Annotated in this window: 14 protein-coding genes and 2 riboswitches; of the genes, 6 read left to right on the forward strand and 8 right to left on the reverse strand. The window is 73.4% G+C overall.

The genetic code is table 11. The features are described 5' to 3' along the window. Positions 1 to 52: 52 nt before the first annotated feature. Together AB0G02_RS06895 and AB0G02_RS06900 are read right to left on the reverse strand one after the other, a co-directional pair. Entirely contained in the window at positions 53 to 787 is a 735-nt protein-coding gene (locus AB0G02_RS06895) for a hypothetical protein (RefSeq protein ID WP_360790479.1), read from the reverse strand. Between the two features lie 65 nt (positions 788 to 852). Beyond that, positions 853 to 1,614, reverse strand: a complete 762-nt coding sequence (locus AB0G02_RS06900) for a hypothetical protein (RefSeq protein ID WP_360790482.1) — start codon at positions 1,612 to 1,614, stop codon at positions 853 to 855. 93 nt (positions 1,615 to 1,707) lie between these two features. Further along, positions 1,708 to 1,835, forward strand: a riboswitch (TPP riboswitch). Here AB0G02_RS06900 and thiC point away from each other — a divergent pair. The 3 genes from thiC (at position 1,826) to AB0G02_RS06915 (ending at position 5,398) form a co-directional block, all read left to right on the forward strand. Continuing rightward, positions 1,826 to 3,475 carry a phosphomethylpyrimidine synthase ThiC gene (thiC, locus tag AB0G02_RS06905; RefSeq protein WP_360790485.1) on the forward strand — a complete coding sequence of 550 codons (1,650 nt, stop codon included), beginning with the start codon at positions 1,826 to 1,828 and terminating at the stop codon, positions 3,473 to 3,475. Its footprint overlaps the riboswitch before it by 10 nt. Then, positions 3,475 to 4,278: a bifunctional hydroxymethylpyrimidine kinase/phosphomethylpyrimidine kinase gene (gene thiD / locus AB0G02_RS06910; RefSeq protein WP_360790488.1), complete on the forward strand. Its 804-nt coding sequence runs from the start codon at positions 3,475 to 3,477 to the stop codon at positions 4,276 to 4,278. The genes thiC and thiD overlap by 1 nt, the downstream gene beginning before the upstream one ends. A gap of 220 nt (positions 4,279 to 4,498) precedes the next feature. Continuing rightward, the gene (locus AB0G02_RS06915; protein WP_360790491.1) at positions 4,499 to 5,398 is read left to right on the forward strand and encodes a GNAT family N-acetyltransferase; all 900 of its coding nucleotides are present in this window, start codon (positions 4,499 to 4,501) and stop codon (positions 5,396 to 5,398) included. Here AB0G02_RS06915 and AB0G02_RS06920 read toward each other — a convergent pair whose 3' ends face one another. The 4 genes from AB0G02_RS06920 to thiO form a co-directional block, all read right to left on the reverse strand. After that, on the reverse strand, positions 5,399 to 5,830 hold the full coding sequence (locus AB0G02_RS06920) for a MarR family transcriptional regulator (protein ID WP_360790557.1): 432 nt from the start codon (positions 5,828 to 5,830) through the stop codon (positions 5,399 to 5,401). 57 nt (positions 5,831 to 5,887) lie between these two features. Further along, the gene (locus tag AB0G02_RS06925) at positions 5,888 to 6,643 is read right to left on the reverse strand and encodes a thiazole synthase (RefSeq protein WP_360790494.1); all 756 of its coding nucleotides are present in this window, start codon (positions 6,641 to 6,643) and stop codon (positions 5,888 to 5,890) included. A 1-nt stretch (position 6,644) separates the two neighbouring features. Further along, positions 6,645 to 6,845 (reverse strand): sulfur carrier protein ThiS, encoded by a 201-nt coding sequence (gene thiS / locus AB0G02_RS06930; RefSeq protein WP_360790497.1) that lies wholly within the window; start codon positions 6,843 to 6,845, stop codon positions 6,645 to 6,647. Beyond that, on the reverse strand, positions 6,842 to 7,849 hold the full coding sequence (gene thiO, locus AB0G02_RS06935) for a glycine oxidase ThiO (RefSeq protein WP_360790500.1): 1,008 nt from the start codon (positions 7,847 to 7,849) through the stop codon (positions 6,842 to 6,844). Before thiO ends, thiS begins: the two co-directional genes overlap by 4 nt. Beyond that, positions 7,835 to 7,946, reverse strand: a riboswitch (TPP riboswitch). It overlaps the preceding gene by 15 nt. 44 nt (positions 7,947 to 7,990) lie before the next feature. Between thiO and thiE the strand changes: the two genes are divergently transcribed. Both thiE and AB0G02_RS06945 read left to right on the forward strand, forming a co-directional pair. Continuing rightward, on the forward strand, positions 7,991 to 8,650 hold the full coding sequence (gene thiE / locus AB0G02_RS06940; protein ID WP_360790502.1) for a thiamine phosphate synthase: 660 nt from the start codon (positions 7,991 to 7,993) through the stop codon (positions 8,648 to 8,650). Then, positions 8,650 to 9,405, forward strand: coding sequence for a class III extradiol ring-cleavage dioxygenase (locus tag AB0G02_RS06945; RefSeq protein WP_360790560.1), 756 nt, complete (start codon positions 8,650 to 8,652; stop codon positions 9,403 to 9,405). The genes thiE and AB0G02_RS06945 overlap by 1 nt, the downstream gene beginning before the upstream one ends. Positions 9,406 to 9,506: 101 nt before the next feature. Here AB0G02_RS06945 and AB0G02_RS06950 read toward each other — a convergent pair whose 3' ends face one another. Next, entirely contained in the window at positions 9,507 to 10,673 is a 1,167-nt protein-coding gene (locus tag AB0G02_RS06950; RefSeq protein ID WP_360790505.1) for a S1 family peptidase, read from the reverse strand. Between the two features lie 531 nt (positions 10,674 to 11,204). Between AB0G02_RS06950 and AB0G02_RS06955 the strand changes: the two genes are divergently transcribed. Beyond that, complete coding sequence (locus tag AB0G02_RS06955) at positions 11,205 to 12,140, forward strand: threonine/serine dehydratase (protein ID WP_360790508.1); 936 nt, start codon at positions 11,205 to 11,207, stop codon at positions 12,138 to 12,140. Between the two features lie 7 nt (positions 12,141 to 12,147). Here AB0G02_RS06955 and AB0G02_RS06960 read toward each other — a convergent pair whose 3' ends face one another. Beyond that, a complete protein-coding gene (locus AB0G02_RS06960; RefSeq protein WP_360790511.1) occupies positions 12,148 to 13,605 on the reverse strand; it encodes an MFS transporter in 1,458 nt (485 codons plus the stop codon). Between the last annotated feature and the right edge of the window lie 293 nt (positions 13,606 to 13,898).

Consider the following 13,898-nt stretch of genomic DNA (forward strand, 5'->3'; position numbering starts at 1 on the left):
GCGGGGGGGGGGGGGGGGGCCCGCCCGCGCCCCCCCCCCCCCCCCACCGGGGTCACGCGCAGGTCTGCGGGTCCGCGAGGAACGGGACGGCGTCGCGGGGGCCGACCGCGGGCGTCCGGGTCGCTTCGACGGCCACGCCGTCGTGCACGGCGTAGGTGACGCGTTCGCCCTGGTAGACGAAGTTCTCCCAGTCGATCACCCCGGCTTGGACGGTGACGAGGCGCTGTCCGCCGTCGGCGGGTTCGCAGCCGTAGCGGGCGATGGCGCTCGCGCCGCCGCCCTCCCACAGGGGCAGCGGTGTCCCGTCGGGTGACGTCACCGGGCGGAGTCCGCCGAACAGGCCCCAGGCGGTGAATCCGAGGGTGTTCGCGCCGACGGATTCGGTGACGATGATTTCGTCCCGCCCGTCGGCGTCGATGTCGACCACGCGCAGCGGTCGGATGCCGGGGTAGGAGTGGAGCGGGATCCGGGCGGTGAGGCGGATTCCGCTGACGGTGGCGACGAGTTGTTGTTCGTCCGGGTTGTCGGGGACGACTTCGAGGACGACCTTGTCGGGTCGGTGGTCCCCGTCGAGGTCGACGCGGGTGTCGATGGGCTTGGCGCGTCCGACGGTGGGGTCGCTCGCCGCGTCGGCCGGTGCGGTGAGCGCGAGTGCGGTCGCCACGGAGGCGAGCAGGGGCACGGTTGTCTTCACGATTTTTTGCACGGTTGTATTCCCCCCGGAATTCAGGTGACGCCGCGCGATGTCGCTCGCCGGCGTATTCGCCGGCGTTGTTCTCGGCGTCATCGGGAAGACGTGGTGGACCGGACCGCGTTGTCGTCAGTGATCCGGATCACATGGCGGTCGGAGCGCTAGGCCGGGTCCGCGGCGGGCTCGTGCGCGCCGGGGGTCGACCGCTCGCGGACCGGGTCGGCGGTGGCGCGCTGGTCGCGCGGGGACCTGGGTTGGTGGTCGGGGCGCGACGGGCGCTCGGGGCGGCGCCAGGGCAGCTCGGGGAACGACGCCAGCTTGACGTGCGTGGCGCAGCGGGCCAGGTCGGCGTAGGCGCCGGCGAGGACGGCGGCCCTGATGCGCCGCACCTGGCCGACCGTCGGCAGTGCGCCCACCAGCAGGAACGGCATCAGCAGCCGCCAGGCGCCGACGGTGGCGGCACGGGCGCGGTGGGGTGCGCGCAGGGTCGCCCTGGCCACCCGCAGCGCGTGTTCGCCGGCGGTCATGGCGTGGGGGTACCCGGCGTGGTCCCAGGACCAGCGCAGGCCGTCGGCCATGGCGCAGCGGACGCAGTCGGCGGGTCCGGTGGCGAGTTCGTCGCCGCACTGGCTGCACGTGACGAGGGTCATCGCCCAGTCGGTGCAGGTCCAGGGGTGGTGGCCGACCTCGTCGGCGAGGACGAGCTCGGCCAGTTCGCGTTCGCCGGAGCCGCCTTCGGCGAGTTGTTCGGCGGCCAGCAGCACCTGCCAGTCGAGCAGCCAGTACTGGTCGACGAGCTCGGCGCAGTACCGGCAGGCGGGGTAGCCGCGGCCGGCCAGGTCGCCGCACGACGGGCACGGCGAGACGGCGGCGGGGCGGGCCACGCGCCGGGCGCCGGGCGGGAACGGCTGGTGATCAGCCACGCGGTGAAAGGTACGCGCAAACGGTGGCCCTTGGCATCCGCACCTTGGCATCGGCACCGGGCCGTGGCTATGGTCAGCTCGACAGTCCGACAACTCAACACACGCGGGAGCTCGCGCCACAGCGGGCTGAGAGGGCGGCTGGGACTTCGAGGTCCCGGTGCCGCCGACCGCCGGAACCTGACCGGGTAATGCCGGCGTAGGGAGGAACGACGTGACGGCACTCGACGACCGTTCGGTCAAGCCCAGTGTCACGACCGGGCCCGTTTCGGGCTCGCGGAAGGTCTACCGCGAGGTGGGCGAGGGTGTGCGGGTCCCGTTCCGCAGGGTGGAGCTGACCAACGGCGAGCACGTCGACCTGTACGACACCTCGGGTCCGTACACCGACGGGGACGCGACCATCGACGTCCACAGTGGACTTCCGCGGTTGCGCGCGGAGTGGGTCGCGGCGCGGGAGCCGGTGGGCGGCGCGGTGACGCAGCTGGCGTACGCGAAGGCGGGGATCATCACGCCGGAGATGCGGTTCGTCGCGGCGCGCGAAAGCATGAGCCCGGAGTTCGTCCGGGACGAGGTGGCGGCCGGGCGGGCGGTGATCCCGCTCAACCGCAACCACCCCGAGGCCGAGCCGATGATCATCGGCAAGAAGTTCCTGGTCAAGATCAACGCGAACATCGGGAACTCGGCGGTGTCCTCCTCGATCGAGGAGGAGGTGGAGAAGATGGTGTGGGCGTCGCGGTGGGGCGCGGACACGATCATGGACCTGTCGACGGGCAGGCGGATCCACGAGACCCGCGAGTGGATCATGCGGAACTCGCCGGTGCCGATCGGCACGGTGCCGATCTACCAGGCGTTGGAGAAGGTCGACGGCGATCCGGCGAAGCTGTCGTGGGAGGTCTACCGCGACACCGTGGTGGAGCAGGCCGAGCAGGGCGTGGACTACATGACGGTGCACGCGGGGGTGCTGCTGCGGTACGTGCCGCTGACCGCTCGCCGCGTCACGGGCATCGTGTCGCGCGGCGGGTCGATCATGGCGGCTTGGTGTTTGGCGCACCACAAGGAGAGCTTCCTCTACACGCACTTCGAGGAGCTGTGCGAGATCCTGCGCGCCTACGACGTGACGTTCTCGCTGGGTGACGGGCTGCGGCCGGGGTCGATCGCGGACGCCAACGACGAGGCGCAGTTCGCGGAGCTGCGCACGTTGGGCGAGTTGACGCACGTCGCGCGGGCGCACGACGTGCAGGTGATGATCGAGGGCCCGGGTCACGTGCCGATGCACAAGATCGCGGAGAACGTGCGGTTGGAGGAGGAGTGGTGCGGCGAGGCGCCGTTCTACACCCTCGGGCCGCTGGCCACGGACATCGCGCCCGCGTACGACCACATCACGTCGGCCATCGGCGCGGCGCAGATCGGCTGGTTGGGCACGGCGATGCTGTGCTACGTCACGCCGAAGGAGCACCTGGGCCTGCCGAACCGGGACGACGTGAAGACGGGCGTGATCACGTACAAGATCGCGGCGCACTCGGCGGACCTGGCCAAGGGGCACCCGGGCGCGCAGGACTGGGACGACGCGCTGTCGAAGGCCCGGTTCGAGTTCCGGTGGGAGGACCAGTTCAACCTGTCGCTGGACCCGGACACGGCGCGGTCGTTCCACGACGAGACGCTGCCCGCCGCACCGGCGAAGACGGCGCACTTCTGCTCGATGTGCGGGCCGAAGTTCTGCTCGATGAAGATCACCCAGGACGTGCGGCGGTACGCGGAGGAGCGCGGTCTGTCCACTGTGGAGGCGATCGAGGCGGGCATGTCGGAGAAGTCGGGTGAGTTCTCCGAGCACGGCAACAAGGTCTACCTGCCGGTGGTCGAGTGATGGCGTCCGCGCCACCGAAGGTCCTCACCATCGCCGGGTCGGACTCCGGCGGTGGTGCGGGCCTGCAGGCCGACCTGCGGACGTTGTTCGCGTGCGGCGTGCACGGGATGACGGCGGTCACGGCGGTGACCGTGCAGAACTCGCTGGGCGTCACCGGGTACACCGAGATCCCGGCGGACGTGGTGGCGGCGCAGATCGAGGCGGTGGCGTCCGACATCGGGGTGGACGCGGCGAAGACGGGGATGCTGGCGTCGGCGGCGATCATCGAGGCGGTCGCGGGGGCGCTGGACCGGGTCGACGTCGGGCCGTTCGTGGTGGACCCGGTGGCCGCGTCGATGCACGGCGACCAGCTGCTGGCCGACGACGCGCTGCACGCGTTGCGGACGCTGCTGTTCCCGCGGGCGACGCTGGTCACGCCGAACCTGGACGAGGTGCGGCTGCTCACCGGCATCGACGTGCGCAGCCGTGCCGACCAGCGCAAGGCCGCCGAGGCGCTGCACGCGATGGGCCCGCGGTGGGTGCTGGTCAAGGGCGGTCACCTGTGGGACGACCCGGAGTGCCTGGACCTGCTGTACGACGGGGCGGGGTTCGTCGAGCTGGTCGGGCCGCGGTACGACGTCCGGCACACGCACGGCAGCGGTGACACGCTCGCGTCGGCTGTCGCATCGCAGCTGGCGAGGGGTGCGGACGTGCCGACGGCGGTGCGGTTCGGCAAGGACTTCGTGGTCCGCTCGGTGGCCGCCGCGTACCCGTTGGGCGCCGGTGTCGGTCCTGTGTCGCCGTTGTGGCGGTTGGAGGGTTAGCCGGGTCGTCGTGGCGGTGGGAGGGCCGCCGGTCGTTCTGGCGGTGGGTAGGGCCGGCCGTCGTTCTGGCGGTGGGAGAGCCGGCCGGGTTCTCCGCCACCCTGGCCACGCGGCGGCCGTTCGTGGTGTTCGCCGTCGCGGGGCTGGTCAGCGGGGCGGTGGAGCTGGTGCAGGCGTCGACCGGGGCAAGTCAGGCCGGGCGCACCCGGGACCATGAGGCATGCGCGCGGACGGCTGGCACCTGACCGAAGACGTCGACGACTTCCTGGGCCGGGCCGGGGACTTCCTGCGGTCGCGGCCCGACCTGCACACCATGCCGCTGACCGTGACCGAGAGGTTGCGCGCCCGCGGCGACGTGCCCGGGGCGGGCGCCACCGTCTTCGGCCGGCTGGAGTCGGGGGGTGAGGTCCGCGCCGCCTGCTACCGCCGTCCGACGGGACGCCTGACGCTCACCGGCCTCTCCCCCGGGCAGGCCGACGCCCTCGCCGCCCACCTCGCCGGCCTCGGCGTCACGCTCGCCGGCGTCACCGCGGACCACGACACCGCCACCGCCTTCGGCGAGGCGTGGCAACGGCACGCGGGCGCGGTGGCGACGCCCGGGGTGCGGGTCCTCCTCCACCGCCTCGGCACGCTCACCCCGCCGCCGCTCCCGGCCGGTCGGGCCCGGACCGCGGCCGCGGAGGACCTGGACGACGTCATCCGGTGGGTCGGGGAGTTCGCCGTCGCGGTCGGGGAGGACCCCGCCGCCGACACCGACTCCTGGGCCCGCTCACGCTTCGCGGACAAGCACTTCACGTTCTGGGAGACCCCGGACGGCACGCCCGTCTCCGTCGCCGGTTCGACGTCGCTCGTCGGCGGCATGGTCCGGGTGGACCCCGTCTACACCCCGGCCCACCTGCGGGGACGCGGCTACGCGGGCGCGGTCACGGCGGAGGTGACCAGGGCCGCGCTGGCCGCGGGCGCGTCGCACGTGGTGCTGTTCACCGACCCCGGCAACCTCACCAGCAACGCCCTCTACCGGCGGCTCGGCTACGTCCCGATCGCCCACTTCACGGCATACGACTTCACCGCGTACGACTTCACCGGGCAAGACCTCCCCCGCGGCACGCCGGGGAGCTGATCAGGCCATCTCCCCGACCAGTTCCTCCAACGCGGGCAGGGCGTGCACGAGCGCGTCGCGGTGCTCGGGGCTGAGGTCCTCGATGCGGCGCTGCAACTCCCGCACCCGCGCCGACCGCACGCCCGACACCATCGTCACGCCCTCGGGCGTCGGCGTGGCCAGCCAGGCCCGGCCGTCCTGCGGGTCCGGTTCGCGCCGCACGTACCGGGCCTCCACCAGGGCCGCCACGATCCGCGACAGCGTCGGCGGCGCGACGCCTTCCTTGGCGGCCAGGTCGCCCAGCCTCATCGGGCCGCAGCGCGCCAACGTGGCCAACGCCGACACCGCGCCCGGTCCGAGGCCGGGTGAGCCGGTGCGGCGCAGCAGCCGGGAGAGCCTGCCGATCGCGAGGTACAGCCGGGCGGTGGCGTCCTCGACCTGGTCGGCCGTCACGGCAGTCCTCCTCGGGTCGACGGACACGATGAGCATCCATCATGCCGTGCCCGGCAATCACCCCATCGCCGGACTCGACGCGTGCGCCCAGAACCGCTTCGGGATCCGACCCGCCAACCGGGCCAACCGGCCGGCCTCCACGCCCGCGCGCATCGCCGCCGCCATCCGCTCCGGGTCCTGCGCCCTCGTCACCGCGGTCGCCAGCAGCACGGCCGAACAGCCCAGCTCCATGGCCAGCGCGGCGTCCGACGCCGTGCCCACGCCCGCGTCCAGCACCACCGGCACCGACGCGCGCGCCACGATCAGCTCGATGTTGTGCGGGTTGCGGATGCCCAGGCCGGTGCCGATGGGCGAACCCAGCGGCATCACCGCGGCGCACCCCAGCTGCTCCAACCGCAGCGCCAGCACCGGGTCGTCGGAGGTGTAGGGCAGCACCACGAACCCGTCGTCGACCAGCCGCTCGGCCGCGTCCAGCAGCTCCACCGGGTCGGGCAGCAGCGTCCGGTCGTCGGCGACGACCTCCAGCTTCACCCAGTCCGTGCCCAACGCCTCCCGCGCCAGCCGCGCGGTGAGCACGGCCTCGGCCGCGGTGCGGCAGCCGGCGGTGTTGGGCAGCGCGGAGATCCCCAGCCGCGCCAACAGGTCCAGCACGCCGCCGCCCGAGGAGTCCAGGCGGCGCATCGCGACCGTCGTCAGCTCGGTGCCCGACGCCACCAGCGCGCGTTCCAGCACCGACAGGTTCGCCGCGCCGCCGGTGCCCATGACCAGGCGCGACCCGAACTCCCGTCCGGCGATCACCAAGGGGTCGTCCACGTCAGCCTCCCTGCACCGCGGTCAGCACCTCGACCACGGCCCCCTCGGGGACCGCCGTCGTCGCCCACGCCGCGCGGGGCACGACCTCGCCGTCCACCGCGACCGCGACACCGCTGGGCGGCGCGTCGAGCAGGGCGAGCACGGAGGCGACGGTCGACCCGTCGGCCAGCTCCCGCTCCAGACCGTTGACCTTCGCCTTCACCGGTTGTTTCCTCCTTCGCGGAGCAGGGCGAGCACCCGCCGCGCCGTCACGGGGGCGAGCAGCAGGCCGTTGCGGTGGTGGCCGGTGGCGGCCAGCACTCCGGGTTCGAGCCAGTCGACGACCGGCGCGTTGTCGGGGCTGCCCGCGCGGAACCCGGCGGCGGTCTCGACCAGCGCGTACTCACCGATGCCCGGCCACACCACCTCCGCGTCGCGCAGCAGGTCCAGCACGCCGCCCGCGGTCACGCCGCCGTCGAAACCGGCCTCGTACTGGGTCGCGCCGAGCACGAACCCGTCCTCGCGGGGCACCAGGTACACCGGCCGGCCGGACACGTGCGCGCGGATCGTGTGCCGGGGCGGCGGCAGCGCGCCGGGACGGGCCGACAGCCGCAGGATCTCCCCCTTCACGGGCCGGATCACCTCGCGCAGCAACGGGTGCAGGTCCCGGCTCCACGCGCCCGCCGCGATCACCGTCACGTCGCGGTCCTCGGCGGGCTCCGCCGCGAACACCACACCGTTGGCGGCACACGCCTCGCGCAGCGCGCGCAGCAGCGCGCGGTTGTCCACGGCCACGTCACCCGGCACCGACAGTCCACTCCGGACCGCGCCGAGACCGGGCTCCAGCGCCTTCAGCTCGCGGCCGGTCAACCGGGACGCCGACCGCCCCACCCGTTCCAGGTAGGCGCACAGCTGGTCCAGCACCTCGACGTCGGCCCGGTCGACCGCCACGGCCAGCGTGCCCACCGGGCTCAGCTCCACGCCCAGCTCGCGGGCGAACTCGGGCCACAGCTCCAACGACTCGACCCCGAGGGCCAGCACCTCTTCGTCGCCCGGCCACGCCTCGGTGATCGGCGCGAGCATCCCGCCCGCCACCCACGAACCGCCGTGCGGCGAGGGGACGTCGACCACTTCGACCGGGTAGCCGGCGCGCGCGGCGCACCAGGCCGCGGACAGGCCGATGACGCCACCGCCGAGGACGGTCACTCGCACTGCCAAGGCACTCACGCTCCCTGCGCCGGCATGACCCGGATCAGGTTCGACGGTCGGAGCGAACCACGCTCCCTCTCAGCCCGGTGCAATCCAGGCTCCCGTGCGGACCACGTCCACCGTAGCGCACGGAACGCGCCGGCGGTTACCGTGCCGCCCGTGCCAGGACTCGACGGAACGCGGATCAGGCGGCGGCTCGCCGGCGCACGGCTCTACCTCTGCACCCCCACCCGACCGGACCTCGCCGAGTTCGCGGACGCCGCGCTCGCGGGCGGCGTGGACGTCGTGCAGTTGCGGGACAAGGGACTCGAGGCGAAGCAGGAGATCGCCGCGCTGGAGGTGCTCGCGGAGGCGTGCGCCCGGCACGGCGCGCTGCTCGCGGTCAACGACCGGGCGGACGTGGCGCTCGCCGTGGACGCCGACGTGCTGCACCTGGGCCAGGACGACCTGCCGGTGCCGCACGCCCGCCGCATCCTGGGCGACGACATCGCGATCGGCCGTTCCACGCACGACGTCGCGCAGGCGCGGGCGGCGGCCGGGGAGCCGGGCGTGGACTACTTCTGCACCGGCCCGTGCTGGCCGACGCCCACCAAGCCGGGCCGTCCCGCGCCGGGCCTGGACCTGGTGCGCGCGACGGCGGGCACGACGGACCGGCCGTGGTTCGCCATCGGCGGCATCGACGCCGAGCGGCTGCCCGAGGTGCTGGCCGCGGGCGCCGACCGGGTGGTGGTCGTGCGCGCCATCACCGAAGCGGAGGATCCGCGCGCCGCGGCAGCCTGGTTGAAACTTCAACTAGACGGCGTACAGTCGTCGGTGTGATGCCTGTGCTGTACCTGGGCCACGGGGCGCCCCCGCTGGCCGACGACGAACGGTGGACCGGCGAACTCAGGTCGTGGTCCGCGACGCTGCCGCGCCCGGAGTCGATCCTCGTCGTCTCCGCGCACTGGGAGAACGACCCGCTGACCGTCGGCGCGACCACGACCGTGCCGCTGACGTACGACTTCTGGGGCTTCCCCCAGCGGTACTACGACGTCACCTACGAGGCGCCCGGAGCGCCCGGGCTGGCCCGCGAGGTCACCAGGCTGGTCGAGCAGCCCGTCGCGCACGACGAGCGGCGCGGGCTCGACCACGGCGCTTACGTGCCGCTGAAGGAGATGTTCCCCGAGGCGGACGTCCCGGTGCTGCAGATGTCCCTGCCCAGCCTCGACCCGCGCGTGCTGTTCGACGTGGGCCGCAGGCTGGCCCCGCTGCGCGAGCAGGGCGTGCTGATCGTCGGCAGCGGGTTCATGACGCACAACCTGAGCTGCGTGGACATGTCCGCGGGCACCGACTACGAGCCGCCGTCGTGGTCCGCGGAGTTCGACGACTGGGCCGGGCGGGCGCTGGTCGACGGCGACGTGGACGCGTTGCTGGACTTCCGGCGCAAGGCGCCCGCCGCCGCCATCGCCCACCCGCGCACCGAGCACTTCGCGCCGCTGTTCGTGTCGCTGGGCGCGAGCGCCGCGCAGGAGGCCACGACCACCGTCGAGGGCTTCTGGTACGGGCTGTCCAAGCGTTCCGTGCAGTTCGCCTGACCCCTCCTCGCAACGGAACACCCCCCGGACCGGTGGCCCGAGGGGTGTTCGTCGTGCGGTGCGCGGCCCGCAGGGGGGACAGCCGCGCGCCTGGAGCGCGATCAGCCGCGGGTCAGGCTCAACCCGTAGGCGCTCAGGATCTCGTTGACCGGCTGGAAGTAGGTCGTGCCGCCGGAGGAGCAGTTGCCCGAACCGCCGGAGGTCACGCCCTGGGCCTGGCTGTAGTTGGAGCCCGCCACCCACGAACCGCCCGAGTCACCGGGCTCCGCGCAGACGTTGGTGCGGGTCAGGCCGTACACCGTGCCCTGCGAGTAGTTCACCGTCTGGTTCTTGGCCGAGACGGTGCCGCAGTGCCAGCCGGTGGTGGAACCCGAGCGGCAGATCGCCGCGCCGACCGCCGCCTCGCTGGAGCCGGTGATGGTGACGTTGGTGCCGTTGTAGCGGTTGACCCACGGGCGGGACGTCCAGTTCGAGTTCGTCCGGACCCAGGAGTAGTCGTTGCCCGGGAAGGACGAGCCCGCGAACGTGCCCTGCGAGACGCGGTTGAAGCCGGTCGTCGTCGCACCCACGCGGCCGCAGTGGCCCGCCGACACGAAACCGCCGGAGACCGCGAAGCCGATCGAGCACCGGCTGGTGCCGCCGATGTAGTACGCGTCGCCGCCGCGCGTGTCGTACAGCGTGGTGGGGGTCTGGTCGACCTCGACCACGCGGACCGCCGGGCTGAGCTTCGCCGCCTCGGCCAGGAACGCGTCCGCCGCCGCGTCGCGCTGGAGGCGGTTGACCTCGACGACGACCGAGTTGGTCTGCTCGTCGACCCGCCAGCCGGTGACCGACTTCGGGGCCGCCATGGCGTCGATCGCCGTCTTGGTCCCGGTCAGCTGCTGGTGCGAGAAGGCGACGTACTTGGCGTCGGCACCGGCGGCACGCGCCGCGTCCGCCTTCGCCGGGTCGGCCACCGCCACGACCGTCTTGCCGGTGGCCGCGTTGATCCACGACCCCGCGTAGGCGCTGCCGACCGCGGACCGCGCCGCGGACTCGACCTCACCCGCGCGAGCGTCACTCGCCAAACGGGCGGTCATCTGTTCGGCGTTCAGGCCCAGGTCGCGTTGCACCGCTTGGAGCAACTCGGCGGGGTAGCTCTCCGTGTCGGCCGCGGTTGCGCCCTGGGGCGCGGCGGGCGCCGCGATGGCCGGTACGCTGAGAGCTGTAGCCGTGCCGGCGGCCAGCAGGACGGCCGTCGCAAGGCGGACCGCACTCGTGCGGTTCATTAGGCGTCTCCCTCATCTTCGGGTGCAGGGAACCCGAGAGCCTGGTTGCAGGGACCGCTCTCGGGGGCTCTAGGGGGACGGGTGGTGGGGCGGCGGCAGGGGTCGCCCCACCCCATTACTCCTCGCCCGGGTCGCCGCTCGGGTCTCCGATATCCCGGTCGTCCGCGGTAGGACGCGCCGCGCGGACAGCGCTCGCAGGTCCCGCATGGCCCTCCTCCACGGTCTCTACCGACCAGTACTCGCCCGTTCGAGCGACGTTATGACCCTGTTACCTATTACGGTTCGGGCCATCTGAGGGCGAAGTGTGTCACAGGACACGCGCACGTGACTGCGCTGTGTAGCGTTTGACAGTTAACTCTCACTCAAGGTAGTGATTCGATCACCGATTCGGGCGGATTTGCCAGAAGTAAGTGATCCGGCGAGGCAAGCCACAGACGTGTGAATGCTGTTGCCCCGAGCGGGTGACACCGAAGGAGTTCCGGTAGCGGGCCGTGTAGGTGTGGAGCCGCCGCAGGGGTGAGGATCGTCGTCATGGCACTCGTCACCCTCTCCGACATCCAGGCCGCCGCGCACCGCATCGAGGGCGCGGCGGTCCGCACACCGCTGCTGCGGTTCGACGACGGCTTGTGGCTCAAGCCCGAGAGCCTCCAACCGGTCGGCGCGTTCAAGCTCCGCGGCGCCTACAACGCCGTGGCGCGGCTGCCCGAGGCCGTGCGGGCGCGCGGCGTCGTCGCCTACTCCAGCGGCAACCACGCGCAGGCCGTCGCGTACGCGGCGAAGCTGTTCGGCCTGCCGGCGGCGATCGTCGTGCCGGAGGACACGCCGCGGGTGAAGGTCGAGGCGACCCGCTCGCACGGCGCCGAGGTGTTCCAGGTGCCGGTGGAGCAGCGCGAGGCGCGGGCCGCGGAGCTGGTCGTCGAGCGGGGCGCGACGCTGATCCCGCCGTTCGACCACCGCGACGTCATCGCGGGCCAGGGCACCATCGGGCTGGAGGTGCTGGCCGACCTGCCGGACGTGGCCACGGTGCTGGTGCCGGTCAGCGGTGGCGGGCTGGTGTCCGGCGTGGCGACGGCGGTGAAGGCGCTCAGCCCGTCGACCCGGGTGGTCGGGGTGGAGCCGGAGCTGGCCGGTGACGCGGCCGCGTCGCTGCGGGCGGGTGAGCTGGTCCGGTGGCCGGCGGGCGACCGGGCCCGGACCGTCGCCGACGGGTTGCGCGCCGAGCCGTCCGAGCTGACGTTCGAGCACATCCTGGCGTACGTGGACGACATCGTCACGGTGTCGGAGGAGCAGATCGGCGCGGCGGTCGGGGTGCTCGCCCGGCGGGCGCGGCTGGTGGTGGAGCCCAGCGGCGCGGTCACCGCCGCCGCCTACCTCGCGCGGCCGGCGGAGTGGGCGTCGGCGGGCCGGGCGGTGGCCGTGCTGTCGGGTGGGAACGTCGACCCGGAGGTGTTCGCCCGGTACCTGTGAGCGCCGGTCAGTCGTGCACGCGGGCGGGTGGGCCGTCGATGCCGCAGCTGTGGCACTCGGGCACCTCGGGGGTCGGCTTGAGCACGCCGTTGTCCGTGCCGATGGCCAGCAGGCCGCCGGTGATCGACGCGACCGCGCACACCAGCAGGGCCGTCCGCCAGCCCTCGGTGAGCGCGGTCGGGTCGGCGTACTGGGCGCCGGTCAGGCCGGCCACGGCGGGCAGCACGGCCACCGCGACGAGGCTGCCGGTGCGGGCGACGGCGTTGTTCACGCCCGAGGCGATCCCCGCGTACCGGTCGGGTGCGGCGGCCAGCACGGTCGCCGTCACCGGCGCCACGACCGCGGCCAGGCCGAAGCCGAACACCAGCAGGCCGGGCAGGACGCCGGTCCAGTAGCCGGCGCCCGGTTCGACCCACCGCAGCATCAGCATGCCGATCCCGATGAGGACCGGACCTCCGACGAGTTGGGCGCGGGGCCCGATGCGCTGGGCGAGCGCGCCGGAGCGCGCGGACAGGGCGAGCATGATCAGCGTGATGGGCAGGCTGGCGAGCCCGGCGGCCGTGGGCGGGTAGTGCAGCGACACCTGGAGCTGGAGCACCATCAGCACCATGACCCCGCCCAGGGCCGCGTAGACGAGGAACGTCAGGGCGTTGGCCAGCACGAACGTCCGGTTGGCGAACAGCTGCGGGGGCACCAGCGGGTCGTGGCCGCGGCGTTGCATCACGACGAACGCGACCAGGCCGGCGACGCCGATGGCGGCGGCGGTGACCACGAGCGCGTCCGCGCCGCGCACCGGCGCCTCGACCAGCGCGCCGGTGATGCCCGCCAGGCCGACCGCGCCGACGACCGACTCGCCGAAGTTCGGGTGGCCGGTCAGGGCCTCGTCGCGGGACTCCGGCACGTGGCGGCGGGCCAGCCACACGCAGAGCGCCGCGACCGGCAGGTTCACCAGGAACGCGAGCCGCCACGACCAGGCCTGCACGAGCAGCCCGCCGATCAGCGGGCCGATCGCCGTGGCGACGCCGGACAGGCCGGACCAGGTGCCGATCGCGCGTCCCCGGTCGGCGCGGACGAACACCGACTGGAGGATGGCCAGCGAGCCGGGGGTGAGCAGCGCGCCGCCGACGCCCTGGAGGACGCGTGCGAGGACCAGCAGTTCCGTCGTGGGCGCGAGGCCGCACAGCAGCGAGGCCGCGCCGAACCAGAGGACGCCGAAGGTGAAGACCCGGCGGCGGCCGTACCGGTCACCGAGCGAGCCCGCGACCAGGATCAGCGAGGCGAGCGCCAGCAGGTAGCCGTCGAGGATCCACTGGAGGCCGGCGACGGACGCCCCGAGCTCCCCGCCGATGCGGGGCAGGGCGACGTTGACGATCGTGCTGTCCAACATCGCCATGCCCGAGCCGAGGATGGTCGTGGCCAGCACAGCCCGCGCCCGTCCGGTCCCCCACACCACAGTGTCCGCCACCGACCCATTCTGCGCCGGAGGTTGTCCACAGGCCGCGCCGGAGCACCCGAACCCGTCGGTGGCGGGTGGCAGGATGAAGAACAGGGGTCCCCCTGGCCGGGGTACGCCTGCGAAGCGCGCCGGACCGGCCACGCGGGAGTGCGGACCGGCCACCCGGGAGCGCGAGCCAGCCACGCGGGAGTGCGGGCCAGCCGCACAGAAGGTGCAGGCCGGCAGCGCGGAGGGCGCGGACCAGCCACGCGGATGGTGCGGCCTGGCAGCGCGGGGGGTGCGGGCTGGCAGTGCGGAGGGCG

Source organism: Actinosynnema sp. NPDC023658 (genome assembly GCF_040639995.1).
Lineage (GTDB): Bacteria > Actinomycetota > Actinomycetes > Mycobacteriales > Pseudonocardiaceae > Actinosynnema.

What these genes read in the sequence shown, in the direction of transcription:
- thiD (WP_360790488.1), top strand. Translation starts at nt 3,475, where the DNA reads ATGGCGTCCGCGCCACCGAAGGTCCTCACCATCGCCGGGTCGGACTCC.
- AB0G02_RS06915 (WP_360790491.1), top strand. Translation starts at nt 4,499, where the DNA reads ATGCGCGCGGACGGCTGGCACCTGACCGAAGACGTCGACGACTTCCTG.
- AB0G02_RS06895 (WP_360790479.1), bottom strand. Translation starts at nt 787, where the DNA reads ATGACGCCGAGAACAACGCCGGCGAATACGCCGGCGAGCGACATCGCG.
- AB0G02_RS06945 (WP_360790560.1), top strand. Translation starts at nt 8,650, where the DNA reads ATGCCTGTGCTGTACCTGGGCCACGGGGCGCCCCCGCTGGCCGACGAC.
- AB0G02_RS06950 (WP_360790505.1), bottom strand. Translation starts at nt 10,673, where the DNA reads ATGAACCGCACGAGTGCGGTCCGCCTTGCGACGGCCGTCCTGCTGGCC.
- AB0G02_RS06955 (WP_360790508.1), top strand. Translation starts at nt 11,205, where the DNA reads ATGGCACTCGTCACCCTCTCCGACATCCAGGCCGCCGCGCACCGCATC.